The organism is Haloarcula sp. JP-Z28 (assembly GCF_011440255.1).
GTDB lineage: Archaea > Halobacteriota > Halobacteria > Halobacteriales > Haloarculaceae > Haloarcula > Haloarcula marismortui.
The window spans coordinates 1-20666 of record NZ_JAAOHT010000027.1; the positions used below are offsets into that span (position 1 = coordinate 1).

A 20666-nucleotide genomic window follows, 5' to 3' on the forward strand; every position below is an offset into this window, starting at 1 on the left:
GCCGAGCCGTCGTAGCGCCGCCAGTCGCGGACCACAACGCGCCGGGAGGGCGTGTTGACGCCGGCCGCGAGCGTCGGCGTCGCACAGACGACCTTCACCAGCCGGTCTCGGAAGGCGTCCTCGACGAGTTCGCGGTGGCCCCGGGAGAGTCCGGCGTGGTGGAACGCCGCCCCGTCCGCGACGGCGTCCGCGAGGTCGTCGCTCGTCTCCGTGTCGCTCACATCCCGAATTTCCTCGGCAATGTCGGCCAGCTGGTCCCGTTCCTCGGTACTGAGGTGGGGCCGAACCGTGTTCGCTAGCCGGCCCGCTGCCGCCTCGGCGTTACGCCGGGAGTTGACAAACACCAGCGTCGACCCGTCGTCTTCCAGCGTATCGCGGACGATAGCCGCCGTCTGCTTCTCGTTGTTTTGTACCGAAAGCCGCTGTTGGCTCCCGTCTTCGAGGTGCAGCGCCTGCCCGTAGTGGACCCCCTTCTGGAGGTCGATAGGCCGCCAATCAGAGTCGACGAGCCCCGCATCGAGCCACGTCGCCAGCGCCTCGGCGTTGCCGATGGTCGCCGACAGCGCGACGGTCTGCAGGTCGGGGTTGAGCCGCCGGAGCTTCGCCAGCGTCACCTCCAGTGTCGGCCCTCGCTCCCCGTCGTCGACCAGATGGACCTCGTCGGTGACGACACAGGTGAGGTCCTCGATCCAGGGCGCGTCGTTGCGGACCAGCGAGTCCACTTTCTCGCTGGTGGCGACAACGATGTCCTTGTCGGCGAGCCATCCGCCCTCGGACTCGTAGTTCCCCGTCGAGACGCCGATATCGAGGCCGTACTGTTCGAACTCCTCGAAGTCGGCCTGCTTCTCGCTGGCCAGCGCTCGCAGTGGAACGATGTACAGCGCTTTCCCGCCGCGAGCAACCGATGAAAGCATCGCTAGCTCGGCGATGAGCGTCTTTCCGCTCGCCGTCGGAATCGACGCGACCAGATTCTCCCCCTCGGTGACGCCGGCCTCGACGGCCTCGGCCTGTGGCGGGTACAGCTCTTCGATGCCGTCGTCGCGCAGGTGGTCCGGGAGCCACTCGGGCACGCCCGGCAGGTCCGCAACGTCCATTACACTCCGCTTGGGTCCTGCCCCGATTTAAACTGTCGCACTGCAACCGCGTCGGTCCGCTGGCGCATCGAGCACCGAGGGGAACGCCTTTGCCCGCGAGCGGCCAACACAGGGTATGCGAGTCGAATATGACTATGACACCTGTATCGGGATGTTCCAGTGTGTCGCGGAGTGGGACGCCTTCGAGCGCGACGAGGACGCCGGCAAAGCGGTGCTGGCGGACAGTGAGGAACAGGACGAGGACGTGTTCGTCCGGGAGGTCCCAGACGACGCCGAACTGGACGCGAAGTTCGCGGCCCGGACCTGTCCGGTCGACGCCATCACGATCTACGATGACGACGGCGAACAGCTCATTCCCTGATTAGTCCTTCGACGGTCGCTTCAAGCACGACGGTTCCGGCGGGAGCACTATCTGCCGAGTTCGGGGCGGCTGTGTCAGCCTGACCAGAGTTATCGTCGCGATTGACTCGCCGGACAGCCACATCGCCCACAAGAGCGACGCCACCATCGGTATGCGGGTCAGCGCTCACAACTGTTAGTTCACAGACCAGCGTCTCACCGGTGTACACCAGGCGCTGGAACTGCAGGTCCATCCGCGAGGCAAGCACTTCGAGGTCGCCGCCGATACTGGTCAGCAGTGACGCGGTGAGCAACCCCTGAACCATCCGCCGGCCGTCCCCATCGGGTTCCGTGTGGCGGGGCTGGTCGTCTCCGGAGAGAGCGGCGAACTGGTCGACATCTTCGGGTCGAAACGTCCGAGTTTCGGTGAACGTCTCGCCGACTTCGATAGCTGGCATCACTTCGGCGCTCGGTGCTCGGTGACAAAAGCGTGCCGCCGGTTCGGGGAGCCGACTGGGGGCTGGAACCGCTCACACAGGACGGCGCAGCGTCGAAGCCACACCGGCCGCCACAGCGCTGACAACGATAACGAGCACGCTCGCCGCGTTCAGAAAGGCCGTGGCACCGATTCTGACCTTGCCGAATATCTCCAGTGGGACCGTCGTCACGCTCGACCCGGCGAGGAAGAACGTGATGAGGAACTCGTTGAACGAGAGCGCGAACGCGAACAGTACACTCGCCATCAGTGCCGGCCACAACAGCGGGACTGTGATCGTCCGGAACACAGTCCGGTCGTCGGCACCGAGGTCGCGGGCTGCAGCCGAAAGACGGTCGTCTAGCTCCGCGTAGCGGGCGGCGATGAGAAACGTCGTGAACGGGAGTACCCAGAACAGATGACCGAGGATGACCGGAAGGTAGCCGTAGCCGAGGCCGACGAGCGCACTGGCGCGCCCGATGCCGAACGCAACAACAACGGTTGGAACGAACAACGGCAGAGCGATAATCACGGCGATGCTTCGACGGGCAAGCTGAGGGAGCTGACTCCGAACGATCACGTATGCGCCGGCCAGCCCCAGCGCAGTCCCACCAGTAGCTGTGACGACGCCGATGCCGAGGCTCGTCAGTAGCGCCCGGATGAACCGTGTGTCAGTCAGAACTGCGGTGTACCACCGCAGCGAGAACGCGTCGATGGGAATCGTCGGCTGGCCGGCCGGTGAGAGCGACAGATACCCGATGACGAGAACAGGGGTGTACAGAAACACGAGCGTCAGCGCAACAACGATGCCCGGGAGCCGGCCAGCCCCGCGTTCAGCCAGCCGCGTGACGCGGCTCACCATTGTCGTAACTCCCGTCTGACTCGCGGCGAAAGCGCCCCGAGCCCGAGCGTTCCAAGCACCAGCAGCAGGAACACGAACGATAGCGCCGCCGCGAACCCGTAGTTCGTGTACTGCCGAAACGCCTGAACGACGAGCCGTGCAATCATGACGTTCCCGGGACTGCCGAGTATTTCCGGGGTCGCAAACGCCCCGGCGATGCGTGCGTAGACGATGAGCGTCGCCGCCGCCGCGCCGGGAAGCGTTCGCGGGAGCACGATGTCGAGAAACACCCGGACATCACTCGCGCCGAGGTCTCGTGCGGCCTCAATGAGCTGGTAATCGAGCCGCTCCATCGAGACATACATCGTCAGGACGACGTACGGAAGGTAGATGTACACGAACCCGATCCCCATCGAGATATTGTTGTACAGGAGGTCAAGGGACGAATCGAGGAGGCCTGTCCCGACGAGGATTCGGTTCACCACGCCGCCCCGGGCCAGAATCCACACCCAAGCGTAGTTGAGCACTACGTAATTGAGCCACAGCGGCAGCGTCACTGAGACCAGCGCGATGAGCCGGTACCGGTCCGGACACCGGTGGGCAATCCAGTACGTAATCGGATACGCAACGGCGAGACAGACAGCAGTGACGCCGACACCGACGCCGATAGAGTACAGCAGTGCGCCGCGGTACAGGGGCGACAGCACCTCCGCGTAGTTCTCGCCGCCGAGGCCGGGGCCGATGCTCTCGACGAACAGCGTCAGGAGCGGAAACACGCCCAGTGCCAGTGCCAGCAGGAGCGGGCTGCCAGCGACGAGCCAGTCCCGGAGCCGACCGGGTGTGTTAGCGACGCTCATCTCTGACGAGAACAGCCCGGCTCACGCCCAGTTCGACGGTCTCGCCGACGCGGAACGGGAGGTCTGTGCCGCCGTCAGCGGATGCTGCGGTGTCCGGTGCCGCCGTGTTGCGTTCGCGTCGGACGACCAGTTCCGCACCGCTGCAATCGACGGTCGCTTCCTCGTAGAAGCCCTTGTACGCGACATCGGTGACGGTGCCGGTCAGGTCGCCGCCGCCGAGTGTCACTGCTTCCGGTCGGACTGCGACCGTCACCGTGTCGCCCACGGCATAGCTCGCTGCGTCTGCGTCAGCCCGAAGTGGTCCAGCACCGGTCTGGACAACAACGTCGGGACCCTCGCGGCGGATAACGTCGCCGTCTAGCAACGTGGCGTCACCGAGAAACGACGCGACGAACCGGGTCTGTGGGTCCGTGTACAGCTGGCGAGGCGGGCCAACGTTGACGATGCGTCCGTCCCGCATCACGGCGACTCTGTCGGACATACTCATCGCGCTCTCTTGATCGTGTGTGACGTACAGAAAGGTCGTGTCGCTGTCGCGCTGTATCCGGCGGAACTCCGCCTGCATATCTTCCCGAAGCGCCCGGTCGAGTGACGCAAGCGGTTCGTCAAGCAGCAGTATCGCCGGGTCGTTGACCAGCGCCCGGGCCAGTGCGACCCGCTGGCGCTGGCCGCCAGAGAGGTCAGACGGGTCACGGTCGCCGAATCCCGCCAGATTGACCAGTGCCAGAGCGTCCTCAACGCGCTGTCCGCGCTCCGGCTCTGTAACACCACTTCGGGCCAGCCCGTAGCCGACGTTCTCCGCGACGCTCATATGGGGGAACAGGACGAGGTCCTGAAACACCATGTTCGTCGCTCGCTCGCGGGCGGGTCGGTCCGTCACGTCCTGTCCATTGAGCAGCACCTGTCCCGAGTCCGGCGTAAGGAGGCCAGCAAGCATCCTGAGCGTCGTCGTCTTGCCGCAGCCGGACGGTCCGATGAGCGAGAAAAACTCCCCCTGCCCGACAGTCAGCGAGATATCGTCGACGGCAGGCGCTCCGTCGAAGGTCTTGCCGAGACCGTCGACAGCGAGCGCATTCACTACAGATCAGCCTCCGTCTTTGCCCGGTTCCACGTCTCAGTGTACTGTTCAATGAGCGGCTGAGGTTTCGGTTCCTCGTAGATGAACTGGTCCGGGTCGTCGAGTCCGTACGCCGCCTTCTCGACGTCCTGTTCAGAGAATACCTGCTCGTTCGGGACGGCGATATTGCTCGGTTCCATCAGCGACTTGTAGCCCATCTGCGTGTGCCACTCCTGAATGAAAGTGTGTGCCAGCTCGGGGTTCTCCGCACCGTCTCGGATACAGTGCTGGATGAACCACGCTTTCGTTCCCTCAGCGGGGTAGACCCGCTCGACGGGAATACCGTCGGACTGCATCGACTGGATGACGTAGTTCCAGACCGGCTGGACACCGACCTCCTCACTGCGGAGCAGTTGTTCTGACTCGCCTCCGTTGTTCCAGAGCCCGGAAGTCAGTTCCAGTCGGTCGATGAGGTCGGTCCGGAGCGAATCGAAGTCCACGTCGTCGGCACGTGTCGGGTTGAGCGGCTCGCCTTTCGCGGCGTTTCGGTACAGGACCTGTAGCCGCGCGTCGTCGCGACCACCGACGACGCCGGCGAGCGGTTCGGTCCAGAGGTCAGCCAGCGCGGTGACATCCTGCTCGACGATGTCAGTATTGACGGCGAGCGGCGTCTGGCCGAAGCTCCGGGGAATCCCGTACACTTCGCCGTCCTGTTCGAAGTAATCCGCTTTCAGGAAGTCGAACACGTCGTCGTATGCCGGCACCTGGTCGAGGTCGAGCGGCTGGAGGTAGCCCTCTTCCATCGCCGGCGTCACCGCGTAGTTGCCAAGCGGCACCAGGTCGTAATCGGCTCGTCCGGCCCGCAACTGCGCGAGCGTCTCGGCCGACCCCTGTGCGGCCTGTCGCTCCACCGTCACCCCGTGGCGCTCCTCGAAGGCTTCGATGACGTCGTTACTGTAGACGTACCCCCAGTCGATCATCGTCAACGTCTGGTCCCCGAATCCGAGGCCTGTACACCCGGCAAGCCCGGCGGTGGCAGCAGCCCCGACACCGGTCAAAAACGACCGTCTAGAGGCGGATTGATCCATAGCCATAGAAAGGGATTTGCGTAGATAAGCGCTGTGTGCAATCCTACGGGGTATCGAAGTCGTAAGCTACGTTTGCCTGCTCGCCGTGGCACAACTGTGCTCGGCGACGCCCTCCGCCGGCTGGTACGCACCGTCCCGGTCGCGCTCTCCAGATTGGATGCTGTCGACCGGGACCGGGCCATTGAGGCGACGGACCTGGCCGCGCCGGTGATGGTCACGGGCGGCCTACGAATCCTGCTGCGGCTCGCGGACTTTCTGATGGTCGGTCTGGCACTTGGCGACGCCGCGCTGGCCGGTCTCGAACTGGGATTTCAGTACTACTTCGTGGGGTTCGGACTTGCACTCGCAGTCTCCTCTGGCACAATTAGCGTCGTCTCCCGCCTGCAGGGGAGCGGCCAGCCGGACCGGGCAAATCTAGCCGTCAAGCAGTCGCTGTGGCTTGCAATCGTGCTATCGTTGCCACTGACTGCTGTCGCGTGGGTGTATCCGACTGCGCTGCTCGACGTTCTCTCCGATGACCCGGCCGCAATACAGTACGGCGCGACGTATCTCGCGATTGTGATGCTGTCGATGGTGCCGCGGTTCTGGAGTATGGTCGCCGCTCGTGCCCTCGCGGGGAGCGCCGACACGCGGACGCCGATGTACGTCCGGTTGCTGACCGTGCCGACGAACGTCGTGCTCAACGGCGTGTTGATATTCGGCTTCGGACCGATTGCACCGATGGGAATCGCGGGGGCTGCGTGGGGGACTGTCGCAGCGAACACGCTCGCTGCAGTCATCTTCTTCGGACTGTTGGCCTCCGGTCGGTACGCGACGGCGCTCCCGCTCGGTGGCAAGCAGTTCGACCTCGGCCTGCTGACCGAACTCGTCCGTGTTGCGCTCCCGCTGTCGGGAATGCGCCTGCTCCAGACGTTCGGTCGGTTCCCGTTTCTGTTCATTCTCGGCGTGCTCGGCACGCCGACGCTCGCGGCCTACGCCATCGGCCGCCGGGTCATGCTGCTCGCGCTGATGCCGGCGTGGGGCTATGCGACCGCTGCGTCGACGCTGGTCGGACAGTCGTTGGGCGCGGACGACCCGAAGGAAGCGACGGCGTACGGCTGGCAGTCGCTCGGTGTCGCACTCGCGGTCCAGTTGGCCGTCGCGCTGCTCCTCGTGGTGTTCGCCCGCCCCATCGTGTCCCTGTTCGGGACCGCCTACCCGGACTTGGCGGCGACGTTTGTCCGCGTCTTCGGACTGCTCGTCGCTGGCTTCTCGATGTCACGGACGATGCGCGGAAGCCTTCGGGGTGCTGGTGACACCCGGTGGCCGCTGTACGGGACCGTGCTTGCAAGCTACTGCTACCGCCTCCCGGTCGCCGCGCTCGCATTGCCGACGGCGTTCGTCATACCGATCCCCGTCATCGGCGTTTCGTTCTCTCCGGGGCTGGGACTCGGCCTGCCGGCTATCTTCGCCGCGCTGATCGGCGATTTCTACTTAAAAGCCGCTGTCAATGTCGGTCGGTTCCGCTCCGGGGAGTGGCGTGCCGTCGCCCGCCGCGCGGGTGTCGGCAGGACTGACAAGTAATCGCGGAGAGAGTCGCCCAGCGCCTTACTCGACTTCTGCGACGGCTTCGACCTCGACAGCGGCCTCTGGTGTGGCCAGCCCGCTCACTTCGACCATCGTCGCCACGGGACGAACGTCGCCGAAGAACTCGCTGTGGGCCTCGCCGACCCGTTCCTGATCGTCGATGTCGGTGACATACATCCGGGTCTGGACCACGTCCTCGATAGCGGCATCAAGGGCTGCCAGTGCGTCCGAAACAATACCGAAGGCGTGTTTCGTCTGTTCGTACGGGTCACCCGGCGCGACGACCTCCCCGCCGTCATCCGTAGCGATGGTGCCGGCGACACGGACGGTATCGCCAGTGCGTATCGCCCGCGAGTAGCCAACCTGCTGTTCCCAGGCGGTGCCCGTCGAAGTGCGTTCGCGGCGCATACTCGACACTCACTGTGGACCCCGAAAATCGTTTCTCAAGTTTTAATGTCTGGCCCGAGATACTCATTGGCATGAGCAAGGCCACAAAAATCGTCCTCGGAACAATCGGCGTGTCGGCACTACTGTCGGTCGGCATCATCATCAACCTCGTCCTGTTCTCGGCGTAGATGTTCACCGACCGTTCACTGACCGGCGATCTGCCGGCAGTACGTGCGGCCTACGCCCCCGAGACGCTCGTACTGAACTGCGACCGTGACTTCGAGACACTGGACCCTGCAGTCGCCGAGGAACTCCTGCTGGTGACCGACAGCCTCGACCAGATTTCCTACGACGGTGCGTGGCTCCCGACCACAGCGCCAGAGGTGCTACAGGAGTACATCGGGAATGACCTCACCATCGGGATGCCCGGCGACGGCGGCGTCGCCTGGACGCGCCAGACGGTTCCGCCCTGCGTGTTCGTCAAACCGCGGCTGGAGACCTCGCCGGACGACTTCGTCTCGTTTCTCGTCGCGGAGGCGCTCGTCGAGGTCAGCCTCGACGAACCCGAGCACTTTCTGGGCTTTTTCGGCGAACAGTACCCGGAGTTCGTGGCTGCCACAGAGGACCACCTCGATGCGAACGCCCGATACCAGCTCGCAGCGGCGGTGTACACGGCGTACCTCGGGCTCCAGACCCGCGCGGAGTTCGGCGACTGGGCCGACGACTATCCAGATCTGTACGCGGCGTGGGACGACGCCGGCGAGCGCCTGCAACCCCGCCTCGAAGACCTCCCCAGCGAGATTGCACAGGGCCAGACGGAGTTCGCCGCGGCCGCCGAACTCGCCTGCAGCGGCGTCAAGCACGGCCTCGACCTGCCCGCGCCGTTTGCCGCACTCGACACCGAGGCCTATCTGGAGTACGGCGCTGACTACGCCGTCCAGTGGGCCGAGACGACGTTCGAGAAGATGGAGTGAGGCGTGCTATTTCGGCGGTTTAATCGTGAACGGGAACTCTACGTCGAGTTCCGGAATCTGGTATGTGAACTCGCCGGCCACTCTGAATGAGAGGTCTGCTTCGTCGAACTGCTCCCGGCCACCCTTCGGGATGTTCCCAGTGATGTCCCGTTCGAGTTCAATTCCTTCTAGCTCTTGATGATCGATGAATACTGTGTCCACGACGAGGCTCGAGTCCCTGTCACTCACATTCCGGATGTTGTACGTCAGGTCAAACTCCTTGTTTACCCTGATGGTCGTCGGTTTCTCGACCAGTTCAAGTTCGACATCCTCGGGACCCAATGGCTTAACCACATCAAACTCGACGGACATTGGGTCACTGGTTGTCCCGTAGTTTGTGGCGTTGATGACCAGTTCTATCGTGTGGGTCCCGGTGGTCCAGTCATCTGTTTCGACCGCGAACCACCCCTGCCGTGAGATGAACTCCGATTCGTCCTGTACAACTCTGTCGACATCCATCGACGACTGGGTGGTCTGGGTGCCGGCGTCGTCGTACACTGTTGCCTGAGCAATAGCCGATACGGCACCGTCTTTGATCGGGAGGTTGTATTCCATCCCGACAATAGCCTCGCCGCCAAGGCCAACGCCAGTAATACTCCGTGCCAGATCGGTGTACCGGCCCCGTTCTCGGATCAACCCTGCATCGGTGATGACTGCTTTCGGGTCAGGCTCCGGTGTCGGCGTCGGTGTCGGCGTGTCGGTGGCGGTTTCCGTCTCCGTCGCTGTCGAGTTCGTCTCGCCCTCACCGCTCCCTTCTCCCGTAGCACACCCGGCCAGCAGCGTGAGACCGCTCCCCAGGCTGGCAATATAATTTCGTCTTTTCATCTGTTCAAAATAGATAGTTAGGTGTTGAATTATCTTTCGGAATAGTGCCTCTAACTCCTAGCAAAGAATCTATAACAGTCATAACCCCAGACAGAGTCCGGAAAGCTATCAGTTGTCTCCAAACAGGGGGCGGGTTTTCCACCGGCGTAAACAAACCAATACAGTGTCTTACAGCCGTTCCAGCACCGCGTCGGCGTCGTAGTTGAGCGTCAACTCCCGCGAGCGGCCTCGTCCCTCGACGTTAGTGTAGTCGGCGTCGATGATGTCCAGCTGGTCGAGTTTGTTGATAATTTCGGAGTACCGGGTGTAACCAAGATCCGTCTGCTCGGAGAAGGCGTCGTAGATATCGCCGGCCTGCTGGCCGTCGTGAGCGGCGATGACCTCCACGAGCGCGGTCTCCGAGTCCGACAGCTCCCGCAACCGGCGGGAGAGGTGAACGTATTTTGACTTGTCGTAGGCTGCCTCGACGTCCTTGGTTTCGACGGAACGGGAGGCGCGCATTTCGGCGTTCATCCCGGCCCGGCGCAGGAGGTCGATACCGACCCGGAGGTCCCCGCCCTGTTCTTCGGTCAGTTCGGCGACGCGGTCAAGCACCGTGGGGCCGACGACACCTTCGTTGAACCCCCGGTCGGCACGCTCGCCCAGGATATCTGCGATTTCGGCCTGTCCGTACGGGTTGAAATACACCTCCTCCGGGCGAAATACGGACTGGACGCGTGTATCGAGGGCGTCGATGGTATCCAGTTCGAGGTCCGAGGAGACACAGATGACGCCGATTTTCGCGCCCGAGTGAGCCTCGTGGGCGCGCAGCAGTGAGTACAGTGTGTCGCTGGCCTCGCTCTCGTAGAACAGGTAGTTCACGTCGTCCAGCGCGACGACGAGTACCTCGTCTTCCTCGACCAGTTTGTCGGTTATCTGGGAGAACAGCTTCTTGAACGAGATGCCTGAAGAGGGTGGCTCGTAGTCAAATATTTCAGCGAACAGGCGAGAGAAGACGGCATAGCGCGTCGAGTCCATCTGGCAGTTCACCCGGACGGTTTTGACATCCGTCTGGGCGGTGAGTTCGTCGAACAGAATCTGGACGGCCGTCGTCTTCCCCGTCCCGGGCGGTCCGCGGGCGATGACGTTGAGCGGGCGCGACCCCCGGACGGCCGGCCGAAGCGCGTATTTCAGCGTCTCCATCTGGGTATCCCGGTGTTTGAACGTCTCCGGGAGCCAGTCGATTTCGAAGACGTGTTCGTCCCGAAAGACGGACTCGTCCCAGCCGAGCATCCGGTCCTCGGGGTCGTCACTCATCACTTTCACCGAGCTTCGCGGCCCACTTAACCATTTGCCACAGCTTCACCCACAGTGACAGGTCAGTGCGTCTCGGGCAGTCGCTACTCGAATTTCCCGAGTAGATCACTGTAGAACCCATCGGCATCGTCGGCACCGTCGTCGGCGAGCTTCTCGACGATGAGTTCCGGCGTCGAGCGGGCGAGCTTCCCTTTGACCGGCGAGCGCTCAACCCGTAGTTCGCCGTCTTCCAGCCCCTTCGCCTCAATGCCGTCGATGCTAATATCGGTTTCAGCGGCCGCGCGGATGTCGCGTGCGAGGTGTGAGACGAAGATGGCCGTGGCCTGCCGTTCGCCCAGCGCTTCGAGGATGCCTGCCATAATCTTCGCGCTGGCTCCGGGCTCAGTGATCGATTCGAGTTCGTCGACAAGCACCATCACCGGGCGGTCGTCGGTCCCGGCCGCTGGGTCGTCCGAAGTCACCCCGCTGTCTCCACCCGTCTCGGCCCCCGCTGGCCCCGAACGGTAGTCGACATCCGCGACGAGGTCGCCGAACTCCCGCAACGTGGCCTCAAACGCGCCGGCATCCAGCGTCCCCTGGGTCTTGGCGTGGTAGTGGAGTTCGGAGACCCGGCCGACGCGGGCCGACTCCGCCGGAACGGGCAGGCCCATGTGGGCTAGGGTCGTTACCAGCGCCACGAGGTCCAGCGTCGATGTCTTGCCGCCGCTGTTGACCCCCGAGAGGACCGTCACACCCTCGACAGCGTAATCGACGGGCTCGACGGCTTCGAAGGGGACATCCAGCAGCGGGGAGCGCCCGCCCTCGATGGCGACGCCCTCAGACTCGGTCAGCGCTGGCATCGTGCAATCGAAATCGTCGGCAAAGCGGGCAATCGCCAGCTCTACGTCGAGTTCCAGCGCGGCGTCGACCAGCGCCGCGGCGTCCTCGCGCATCTCGGCGAGGTCATCTGCCAGCTCCCGCTTCCGGCGGGTGGCGCGCTGGTCGCGCGCCGCGGTCAGTTCTTCGCGGAGACGGGCAACGACATCCTCGCTGTGTTCGACGGGATAGGCGGGCTCGTCGGGGAACGCCCGGCGCGCCGTCGCCTCCATGTCCCGGAGCGCCAGCGCGTCGACGAGGTGGTCGCGTGCCTTCCCGACGGCGGCGGCGTACTCGTCGGCCAGTTCTCGCTGGAGCAACGAGTCGACACCCGCGCCGCGCTCGACCAGCGACAGCAGGTCCGTCCCCTCGATGGTCACGTCCTGCTCCTCGATGGCCTCGCGGAGGTGGTCGTTTGCGACGCTCTCGGCCGTCGACACCGCCGCGTCGAGGTCGTCGACAGCAGTGGCGAGCCGGTCGAGTTCCTCGTCGCCGCTGACGCTGCCGTCCGCATCAAGCTGGGCAAGCGCCGACAGGAGCGTCTCAAGGTCACACGGCGCGTCGAGGTCGGCGACGCGGTGGACCTCGGCGGCGGCCCGTATCCGGTCGCGGTTGCGGGCGAAGAAGGTGAGCATGCGTTCTGGGACGACCGATTCGGGCTCTTCGAGCGCGTTTGGCTCCACCCGTACGTCGCCCTCGATATCGACGCCGGCGAAGGCCTCGTCCAGCGCGACGACCGTCGAGTACGAGCGGGCGAGTTCGGCCAGCTGGCGGGCGTCGTCGACGACCTCGACACTGACCTCCGGAATCGCGGCCTGTGCGTCGGCGTAGCGCTCGGCGTCGCGGGTCGCCAGACAGCGGTCCCGGACCCGCACGTCGCCGGGTTCAGCCAGCGGCTCAACGGCCGAGAGGGCGTCGAGAACTGCCGGGTCAGGCTCGCGGGTCATCGCCGACTCGGCGAACGAGCGGACTTCCTCGATACGGCTGCGGACGCCGCTGGGATAGATCGTCTCCAGTCGCTTCGCGGCGTAGTCGGTCACTGTCCGCTCGGTCAACAGGGCCAGTGCATCCTCGTGGATCTCTCGGGCGCGTTTCGTCGCGGTGAACCCACCGGGGTCGTCGTGTTCGGCCCGGATCGCACCGCGAGCGATGCGGGCGGCCCGGCCCTCGCTGATTCCCGGTGCGCGTGCGAGCGACGCCACGTCGCCGTCCCGAAGTGCCGCCTCCGGGTCGTCTAGTTCCCGGAGCGCCGCGGCTGTCTTCGCCCCGACGCCCGGAACCGATTCGAGCTCCATCTGCCCGCCCATTCGACGCCAGCGAGAAAAAACCCGTTGCCAGCGGCTCCGGCGGCGGAGTGGGCGGTCGACACCGCTCGGCCCGGCCAGCCGAACACCGAACGCGAAGGCGTTTTTGCGCTCCACCGAGAAAGAAATTCTATGTCTGCTGTTTCGGAGAAGCTAGCGGCCGCCCGCGAAGACCTCAAGTCGCGAGACGGCGTGCTGATCGCCTTCTCCGGTGGGGTCGATTCGAGTGTCGTCGCCGCACTGGCTTACGACGCCCTCGGCGACGACGCCATCGCCTGTACCGCCAAATCTGAGACGCTCCCCGCTGCCGAGCTGACGGACGCGACTCGCGTCGCCGAGGAAATCGGTATCCGTCACGAAATCGTGGAGTTCTCCGAGCTCGACAGCGAGGAGTTCATGCAGAACGACGACATGCGGTGTTACCACTGCCGGTCGATGCGGCTGGGGGCGATGTACGACCGCGCCCGCGAACTCGGCATCGACATCGTGTGTGACGGGACGAACGCCTCCGACACGGGCGAGGGCCACCGCCCTGGCCTGCGCGCCGTCGAGGAACTGGACGCCTACTCCCCGCTGCTGGAACACGACATCGAGAAGTCCGAGGTCCGGGAGATCGCCCGCGAGTACGACCTCTCCGTGGCCGACAAGCCCTCGATGGCGTGTCTCTCCTCGCGGATTCCGACCGGTCTCGAAGTCACGGAGGAGCGCCTCTCCCGCGTCGAGAAGGCCGAGCGACTCCTGCGGACGTGGGGCTTCGAGCAGTTCCGCGTGCGCGACCACGACGGCCTCGCCCGCATCGAGGTCGGCGAAGAAGAACTCGAAACCGCGCTCGACCCTGACTTCGTTCGCACCGCCCGTGATCACATCGAGGACTGCGGCTTCGACCACGTGACGCTTGACCTCCACGGGTACGAAACCGGCAGCGTAAGTCCGGAAACAGAAGAATCAGCCGAAGAAGACGTGGTCAGCAACGTTTTCGACGCGGACTATCCGTCCGTCGACTGAGCAAGCCGCTCTCAGTCCAGCAACGTCCGCCAGCCGGTCATCTCTTCGCTGACCAGTTCGGGACTGCCCTCATCCAATCGAATTTCATTGGCCGCGCAGTTCGGCTGTGAGCTTTTGGCCAGCGCCGCGTCCGGGTCCACATCGGTGAGTTTCGCCAGCAAGACCTTGATGACGCCGCCGTGGGTGACCACCAGCGTCGTTTCACCGGCGTCGGTGGTCGCGATTGCCCGGTCCCAAGCCGACTCGACCCGTCCGCGGAAGGTCGGGATGCCCTCGCCGCCTTCCGGGGCGGCATCGAGTGAGATGACGCTCGCGTCCCGGTCGTGGCCGGGAAACTCATCGAGCAGTTCCTCCGCGTACAGGCCCTGCATGGTTCCGAAGCCGCGCTCACGCCAGTCAGTCTCGAACTCAGGGTCGGGCAGGCCACCGTAGCCGTCGTTGGCTGCGGCGGCCGTCTCGCGGGTGCGTCGGAGGTCCGACGCGAAGACGCGGTCGACGCCGTAGCGCTCATCGAGCCACGTTCCGAGCGCCGTGGCCTGCTTCTGTCCCTGGTCGGTCAGCCGACTCGGGGCCCACCCCTGAATACGACCGTCGCGGTTCCACGTCGTCTCGCCGTGCCGGGCGACGAGGAGGGTCCCCATTTTATTCCTCCCGGCTTCGCCAGCGCGCGACGGCGATGGTCCCCTCATAGAGGAGGACGAGGCCGGCAGCGACGGCGATTGCGGCGTTTCTCGGGAGGCTGAACTGGTTGATGAGGCGGAACAGCGTCGGGTCGGGGCTGCCGAGGTAGCCGACGACGATGGCGACGGCCCACACCGGCAGGCGGGCGGCCCGGAACCCGTGCCAGAGTTTGACCGAGCCGTAGTAGTTCTTGTTCGCGTACGCCAGCGCCTCGAACAGGACGATCATCCCGCCGCCGACAAGCATCGGCGTGGCGTTCCCGAGGCCGACAGATGCGAGCGTCTCAGTAACTGTGGCTGGCAGTTGCTCGTAGTAGCCCGTCGGGACCGGCGCAGGGCTGAGGACGTAGCCGGCGATACCGGCGGTCAGCCACGCGGCGGGGCGGCGCGCGGCGAGGTCGTCCGCCGTCGGGACCGGGGACGTGCTGCCGGTCCAGCGAAGGAGCAGCAGGGTGCCCTCGAACAGGCCGATCATCGTCACGGCGACCATGAGCGGGGCCATCCCGGTCGGGTCGGGGCTGAACAGGAACGCCACGGCGGCGAAGCCACCCCAGAAGTACAGCCGCCGGTCCTGCAGCCACTGGCGTGTCGTCACGCCCATCATCACCGCGAGCATCACGAACAGCGGAATCTGGAAGATGAGCGCGAACAGCCCGAGCATCAGGATGATGAGGTTGAACGTCTCGCTCAGGCCGAAGGCCAGGTCGGCCGCGCGGTCGGAGTAGGTGATGAAGTAATCGAACATCGCCCGCAACACGGCGAAGTACGCGAAGCCGACGCCGACAGCTGCGAGAACGAGGCTTGTCGGAACCGCGGCCAGATAGTAGCGTCGCTCGCGGGGGTACAGCCCCGGTCGCATGAACAGGTACGTCTGGTAGACGAACACCGGCAAGGCGACAATAAAGCCGACTAGCGAGGAGACCTTCAACCGCGCCAGAATCAGCGCGAGCGGGTTGTATACGTTCGGACAGTCCGCCCCTTCGACGACACTGCCATCGGCATTCGTCGCGACCTGACCGCATTGGCTCGCCGGGCCATCGAGGAAGGAGTACCACAGGAAGTTGATGAGTTCGTCGGAGTACGGCAGCGCGATGACGGCAACGACGGCCATCACGCCGACAACGACGAACAGCCGCATCGCCATCTCCTCGACGTGGTCGGCGAGGGGCATCTCCTCGTCGTCGGGCGCGCCCTCGTCGACGATGTCGGCGTCCGGGTCGTAGGTGGGCGCGTTCCCGCCGCCGTGGGTCGGTGTGGCACTGCCACCAGCCGGCGAGGGCGTCGACTTGCCCCAGTCGGTCGGAACATCTGCCGGGACAGCAGCGGAGATATCGGACGCATCCCGGTCGAACAGTCCCGCACTGGATTCGGATTCGATTGGAGCAGCGTGCGAGCCAACAGCGTCCTCGTCACCGCCGGCCGGCGCTGGACCGGGACCCGTCACGTCGTCCGTTTCCCGGTTGGCATCGGCTTCGGCCACGGGGTCGGTGGGGATTGACGAATCGTCGGATTCGTCATCGGACGGTAGTGGCGGCTCATCGGGCCTGCGCCGCTCGTCGTCTGCGTCACCGTCCTCCATCTGTCCCGGGCTTAGACGGTGGGTGTTGTAAACTTTCTTTTCGAGCAGTGGCCGTCACCGGGATGAATAAATTGATAACGCCCACTGGGCTAGGCACAGAGAAGATGGCGAGTGCTATCGACGAGGACACCGTCCAGACGGTCCAGAGCGGGCGCGCGACGCTCGGCGCGATGCTTCGCTCGGCGCAGGTGCACCTCCAGAAGGTGTTCATCGTCTTCGTCATCGGGATGATCGGCACGATCATGGGACTGCAGTACGGCGTCTGGGACACGCTGCGTGCCGATCTCCTGTACTCGCAGATGGACCTCACCACACAGGAGGCCACGAGCATCGTCGCGGTCACGCCGTTCGACGTCATCCTCCTGCAGGTGAAAATCGGAGCCGTCATCGGGATTCTCATGTCATTGCCGCTGCTGATCTACTTCGGCCGCGACGGGCTCCGCCAGCGCGGCTGGTGGCCGGCCGAGCACATCCCGACCTGGAAGGGCGCGCTGTTTGTCACAATAAGCCTGGGCCTGTTTTTCGGCGGTGTCGCCTACGCCTACGAGCTGTTCTTCCCGCTGATGTTCAACTTCCTCGCCGGAGATGCCTTCAAAGCAGGCTTCACGCCACAGTACTCCATCGTCAAGTGGTTCCAGTTCGTCTTCCTGCTGGCCGTCTCCTTCGGGCTCGCCGCCCAGTTGCCGCTCGTGATGACGGTGCTTTCCTACACCGAAATCGTCCCCTACGAGACGTTCCGGGACAAGTGGCGCTACGCGGTGATGGGGATTTTCGCCTTCGGGGCGCTGTTCTCGCCGCCGGACCCCTTCACCCAGATTATGTGGGCCGCGCCGCTGTGTGGCCTCTACGGTATCAGTCTCGCGCTGGCGAAACTCGCGATGCTGGTCCGTCGCTCCGGTGATCTGGTGAGTACGTGGAACGTCGCCCGCGGGCACTGGAACACGATTCTCGGCGGTGCAGTGCTGGGCGGCGGTGTGGTGTACTACGTCTTGGCGACGCCAGCATTCCAGTACATCCAGCAGTTCGCCGAAGTATTCCCGTCCGACCGGCTCACTGGCGACATTCAGCCGCCAGCGCTGTTCGGACTGCCGGTCGAGAGTACAGCAGTACTTCTCGCCGCCGTATTCGGTGTCATCGGTGCTGTTGCTGTTCTGTACTACCACGTTCTAACCGCACTGTCCGAGAAAGCCGGTCCCGGTCAGGTCGGCGACCCGACGGCCATCGACATCGAGGAACTCAACGCCTCGGCCGTCGAGGTCGCGCCCCCCGAAGTGTTCGAGGAGATGACCGAGGACGAGGCGCTTGCTCACGCCGACAGCGCTCTTGCGGACGACAACAAGGAGAAAGCTCAGGCCGTCCTCGACCGCTGGGACATGGCCCACCAGGACGACCCAGAGCCGGAGGGCGAGGGCGACGGTGCCGACGGGACCGCCGAAGCGGACGAGGAAGACGCAGGCGTGTTCACCTCGACGACCGCTGGCATGGTCGACGCCTTCACCGAGGACGAGACCACTGAAGACGAGATCGGCGGCTACTACTACGACATCCAGTTCATCCTCAGTGCGCTGGCTTCCCGGGCGTTCGTGATTCTGGGCATCTTCGGGGCGGTGCTCGCCGCCGCGTTCCTGTTCCTCTATCAGGGCGGCATCGGGTCGATACAGCGGACGTTCGTCAGCCGGCTCCCGCCGGAGATGGCCGCTGACGTGAGCATCGTCACGCTCCACCCCGTCGAGCATCTCGTGTTTATCGTCAAGTTCTCGACGATACTCGGGGCCGTCTCGGTCATCCCCGTGGTGCTGTACTTTGCGTGGCCGGCGATGCGCGAGCGCGGCCTCGTCATCGGGAACCGCAACATCCTCGGCATCTGGGGCGGGACGCTGTTCGCCGCACTCATCGGCGGAAGCCTGCTCGGGTTCCTCTACGTGGCCCCGACGACAATCTCCTGGATCGCCTACGACCAGCTGAACTCGAACATGGTCATCGCCTACCGGGTGAGCAACTTCGGTTGGCTCGTGTTCTTCCTCACCATCGGCATCGGCCTGCTGGCTGAGATTCCGGTGACGATGTTCCTCTTCCACAAGGGCGGCATCATCCCGTTCCGCCTGATGTACGAGCGCTGGCGGGAGGTCGTCATCGCTATCGTCGCCCTCTCGGCAATTCTCTCGCCTAGCGGCATCTTCACGATGTTTATCGTCGGTATTCCGACAGCGCTGGCGTACATGCTTGGGCTCGGCATCCTCTGGGTGTACACGCTGGGCGGCCGGCGGACGACGAACCGCCGAAGCGAACCGGCTGACTGATAGCTGTGTGCAGCGCCGAGTCGTGAACCTCGACGATTATCGCGCCGCGGTCGCAGTCGTGGAACGCGCAGTGCTACTCGTAACGACCTGAAATCCCGATAGCAGCCCCGCGAGACGCTCCTCTACTGGCCGAAATCTGGGCTTTTCCGCCATCCGGCCTGTCGTGAGTGCAGTAGCCCTCGTGGTGTCTGGAGATCGCCTGCGAGTCGATACGTCCGGTCAATAAACCACAGTGGCTAAGCTTATGCCCGGTATATTCCTCAGATATGCCCAAGATAAGCGTCGAAGTCCCGGCCGAACTGCTGGACGACATCGACAAGCACGTCGGCGAAGACGGGAAGTTCGTCAACCGGAGCGAGGCTATCCGCGCCTCGGTACGAAAGACCCTTGACATGCTCGACGACATCGATAAACGCCAGGGACGACTCGACGATGACCAGTGAGCGGTCGGAGGCGGTGCGCGTCGGTCTCGTCGCGCTGTTCGTGACAGCGCTGGTCACCTCACAGGTGACGGCCTCGAAGCTACTCGCGTTCTCGCTGCCGTTCTCGCTCCCGCTTGCCGGGTCGACGCTCGTCCTGCCCGGAGCCGCGCTGGCGTACGCGCTGACGTTCTTCGCCTCCGACTGCTACGCCGAACTGTACGGCCGCCGGGCCGCGACGGTCGTCGTCAACGTCGGCTTCGCGATGAACTTCGTCCTGCTGGCGCTGGTCTGGAGCACCATCTTCGCGCCCGGCCTCCCGCAGGCGGCACAGCCGGTCGACCTCGCAGCCTTCCAGAACGTCCTCGGGGCCAGCACGGCCATCGTCGTCGCCAGCCTATCGGCTTACCTCATAAGCCAAAACTGGGACGTGTTCGTCTTCCACTGGCTCAGAGACCAAACAGACGGCGAGAAGCTCTGGCTCCGGAACATCGGCTCGACAGCCACCAGCCAGCTTATCGATACGGTCATCTTCATCGGTGTCGGCTTCATCCTGTTTCAGGGCGTCCCGCCGAGCGAGGCGCTGGCACTCATCGTCGGCCAGTACCTGCTAAAAGTCGCTATCGCCGTTCTCGACACGCCGTTCGTCTACGCTGTCGTCGGCTTTGCCCGGCGAAACAACGTCGTTACGACCCCGGCGAGCGCTGATTGAAAAACGACTGGAAGCGGCTTATTCGACCGGTTCAGCGAACGCGTACCGTGGTTTCACGTCATCGATTCGGACCTCGACCGTTTCGCCGTCTTCGACGCCGCTGACGAACACAGTGAAGTTCTCGACTTTAGCGATACCGTCACCCTCCTCGCCGATATCGTCGATCGTGACTTCGACGATGTCACCCTCGCGGACCGGCCCAGTCAGGCGGTGTTTCGCCACCAGATACAGCTCCGAGGAGGAATCTCGCGAGGCGTCGGGACGGACCTCGCGGACGTATTCGAACTCCGGTTCGATGTCGGCGATGAGGTCATCGAGGTCCTGCCCGTCGAACACCTTCGCACAGAAGTCCCCGCCGGCGTCGAGCAGGTCCGTCGCGACCTCGAAGGCCTGCCGGACCAGATGAACCGACCGAGCGTGGTCGAGGTCGTACTGCCCGGTCATGTTCGGAGCCATGTCTGAGATGACAACGTCGACCGGGCCACCGCTACCGTCGCTTTCCCCGACGATATCGCGGATCTCGTCTTTCGTGCTGTCCTCGGTCATGTCGCCGCGGACGTACTCGACGGTCGGTTCGGGGTCCTCCAAGTCGTCGATTGTCTGGCGGTCGACGCCGACAAGCGTCCCGCGTTCGCCGATGCGCTCGGCCGCGACCTGCATCCAGCCGCCGGGTGCAGCACCGAGGTCAACGACGGTCCGCCCCTCGCCGAGGAGGCCGGCCGTGTCGTCTAACTGCTGCAGTTTGTACGCCGACCGCGCGCGGTACCCTTCCTGCTTCGCTCTGTTGTAGTAGTCGTCTTTGCCCGACATGGTTACCACACACCGGGAGCGTCTCGACTGCCGAAATATGGCGAACTCGTATTCATAGTATCACGGAGACGGTCAGCGCTCAAATGGATGCCGACTCGAAGTTTCCGGCCGAGCTACTGCACGACAGTCGCCAGTCGGTTGTCATATCTAGAAATTAAGATATG

The 20666-nt window shown here is 64.3% G+C and carries 20 protein-coding genes; 7 read left to right on the forward strand and 13 right to left on the reverse strand.

Translation table 11 applies throughout. From position 1 onward, the window contains the following. On the reverse strand, positions 1–1094 hold a 1094-nt coding region (locus G9463_RS11575), incomplete at its 3' end, for a DEAD/DEAH box helicase (protein WP_165896786.1). Between the two features lie 115 nt (positions 1095–1209). Between G9463_RS11575 and G9463_RS11580 the strand changes: the two genes are divergently transcribed. Beyond that, a complete protein-coding gene (locus G9463_RS11580) occupies positions 1210–1455 on the forward strand; it encodes a ferredoxin (protein ID WP_004960333.1) in 246 nt (81 codons plus the stop codon). Here G9463_RS11580 and G9463_RS11585 read toward each other — a convergent pair. The 5 genes from G9463_RS11585 to G9463_RS11605 all read right to left on the reverse strand — a co-directional run bounded on the left by G9463_RS11585 (position 1445) and on the right by G9463_RS11605 (position 5751). Next, positions 1445–1891 carry a MaoC/PaaZ C-terminal domain-containing protein gene (locus G9463_RS11585; RefSeq protein WP_165896787.1) on the reverse strand — a complete coding sequence of 149 codons (447 nt, stop codon included), beginning with the start codon at positions 1889–1891 and terminating at the stop codon, positions 1445–1447. The two genes, G9463_RS11580 and G9463_RS11585, sit on opposite strands and share 11 nt — an antisense overlap. A 72-nt stretch (positions 1892–1963) precedes the next feature. After that, on the reverse strand, positions 1964–2770 hold the full coding sequence (locus G9463_RS11590) for an ABC transporter permease (protein WP_004960342.1): 807 nt from the start codon (positions 2768–2770) through the stop codon (positions 1964–1966). After that, entirely contained in the window at positions 2764–3606 is an 843-nt protein-coding gene (locus G9463_RS11595) for an ABC transporter permease (RefSeq protein ID WP_004960347.1), read from the reverse strand. The genes G9463_RS11590 and G9463_RS11595 overlap by 7 nt, the downstream gene beginning before the upstream one ends. Beyond that, positions 3593–4684, reverse strand: a complete 1092-nt coding sequence (locus G9463_RS11600; RefSeq protein WP_165896788.1) for an ABC transporter ATP-binding protein — start codon at positions 4682–4684, stop codon at positions 3593–3595. The genes G9463_RS11595 and G9463_RS11600 overlap by 14 nt, the downstream gene beginning before the upstream one ends. Next, positions 4684–5751, reverse strand: coding sequence for a PotD/PotF family extracellular solute-binding protein (locus tag G9463_RS11605; protein ID WP_165896789.1), 1068 nt, complete (start codon positions 5749–5751; stop codon positions 4684–4686). The genes G9463_RS11600 and G9463_RS11605 overlap by 1 nt, the downstream gene beginning before the upstream one ends. 96 nt (positions 5752–5847) lie before the next feature. On the opposite strand from G9463_RS11605, the gene G9463_RS11610 reads away from it, so the two are divergent. Next, entirely contained in the window at positions 5848–7314 is a 1467-nt protein-coding gene (locus tag G9463_RS11610) for an MATE family efflux transporter (protein ID WP_165896790.1), read from the forward strand. Between the two features lie 24 nt (positions 7315–7338). On the opposite strand, the gene G9463_RS11615 is transcribed toward G9463_RS11610, so the two are convergent. Further along, entirely contained in the window at positions 7339–7725 is a 387-nt protein-coding gene (locus tag G9463_RS11615; RefSeq protein ID WP_004960360.1) for a Rid family hydrolase, read from the reverse strand. 167 nt (positions 7726–7892) lie between these two features. Here G9463_RS11615 and G9463_RS11620 point away from each other — a divergent pair, with 167 nt between their 5' ends. Continuing rightward, positions 7893–8678 (forward strand): hypothetical protein, encoded by a 786-nt coding sequence (locus tag G9463_RS11620; protein ID WP_011224478.1) that lies wholly within the window; start codon positions 7893–7895, stop codon positions 8676–8678. Between the two features lie 6 nt (positions 8679–8684). Here the strand turns inward: G9463_RS11620 and G9463_RS11625 are convergent, their stop codons facing one another. From G9463_RS11625 to G9463_RS11635, 3 genes are all read right to left on the reverse strand, one after another. Next, on the reverse strand, positions 8685–9542 hold the full coding sequence (locus G9463_RS11625) for a hypothetical protein (RefSeq protein WP_165896791.1): 858 nt from the start codon (positions 9540–9542) through the stop codon (positions 8685–8687). A gap of 168 nt (positions 9543–9710) precedes the next feature. Then, the gene (locus G9463_RS11630; RefSeq protein ID WP_165896792.1) at positions 9711–10838 is read right to left on the reverse strand and encodes an ORC1-type DNA replication protein; all 1128 of its coding nucleotides are present in this window, start codon (positions 10836–10838) and stop codon (positions 9711–9713) included. Between the two features lie 83 nt (positions 10839–10921). Next, positions 10922–12988 (reverse strand): helix-hairpin-helix domain-containing protein, encoded by a 2067-nt coding sequence (locus G9463_RS11635; RefSeq protein WP_165896793.1) that lies wholly within the window; start codon positions 12986–12988, stop codon positions 10922–10924. Between the two features lie 141 nt (positions 12989–13129). Here G9463_RS11635 and larE point away from each other — a divergent pair, with 141 nt between their 5' ends. Then, positions 13130–14002 (forward strand): ATP-dependent sacrificial sulfur transferase LarE, encoded by an 873-nt coding sequence (gene larE / locus G9463_RS11640; protein WP_007187881.1) that lies wholly within the window; start codon positions 13130–13132, stop codon positions 14000–14002. An 11-nt stretch (positions 14003–14013) separates the two neighbouring features. Here the strand turns inward: larE and G9463_RS11645 are convergent, their stop codons facing one another. Together G9463_RS11645 and G9463_RS11650 are read right to left on the reverse strand one after the other, a co-directional pair. Next, positions 14014–14643 carry a histidine phosphatase family protein gene (locus G9463_RS11645; RefSeq protein ID WP_165896794.1) on the reverse strand — a complete coding sequence of 210 codons (630 nt, stop codon included), beginning with the start codon at positions 14641–14643 and terminating at the stop codon, positions 14014–14016. 1 nt (position 14644) lies between these two features. Further along, entirely contained in the window at positions 14645–16261 is a 1617-nt protein-coding gene (locus tag G9463_RS11650; RefSeq protein ID WP_165896795.1) for a twin-arginine translocase subunit TatC, read from the reverse strand. Positions 16262–16365: 104 nt separating this feature from the next. Here G9463_RS11650 and G9463_RS11655 point away from each other — a divergent pair, with 104 nt between their 5' ends. The 3 genes from G9463_RS11655 (at position 16366) to G9463_RS11665 (ending at position 19692) form a co-directional block, all read left to right on the forward strand. After that, positions 16366–18561: a twin-arginine translocase subunit TatC gene (locus tag G9463_RS11655; RefSeq protein ID WP_165896796.1), complete on the forward strand. Its 2196-nt coding sequence runs from the start codon at positions 16366–16368 to the stop codon at positions 18559–18561. Between the two features lie 266 nt (positions 18562–18827). Then, positions 18828–19004, forward strand: coding sequence for a ribbon-helix-helix domain-containing protein (locus tag G9463_RS11660; protein WP_004960391.1), 177 nt, complete (start codon positions 18828–18830; stop codon positions 19002–19004). Further along, positions 18994–19692, forward strand: a complete 699-nt coding sequence (locus G9463_RS11665; RefSeq protein WP_165896797.1) for a queuosine precursor transporter — start codon at positions 18994–18996, stop codon at positions 19690–19692. Before G9463_RS11660 ends, G9463_RS11665 begins: the two co-directional genes overlap by 11 nt. Positions 19693–19710: 18 nt before the next feature. Here the strand turns inward: G9463_RS11665 and G9463_RS11670 are convergent, their stop codons facing one another. Then, positions 19711–20502: a 23S rRNA (uridine(2552)-2'-O)-methyltransferase gene (locus G9463_RS11670; RefSeq protein ID WP_165896798.1), complete on the reverse strand. Its 792-nt coding sequence runs from the start codon at positions 20500–20502 to the stop codon at positions 19711–19713. Positions 20503–20666 lie beyond the last annotated feature (164 nt).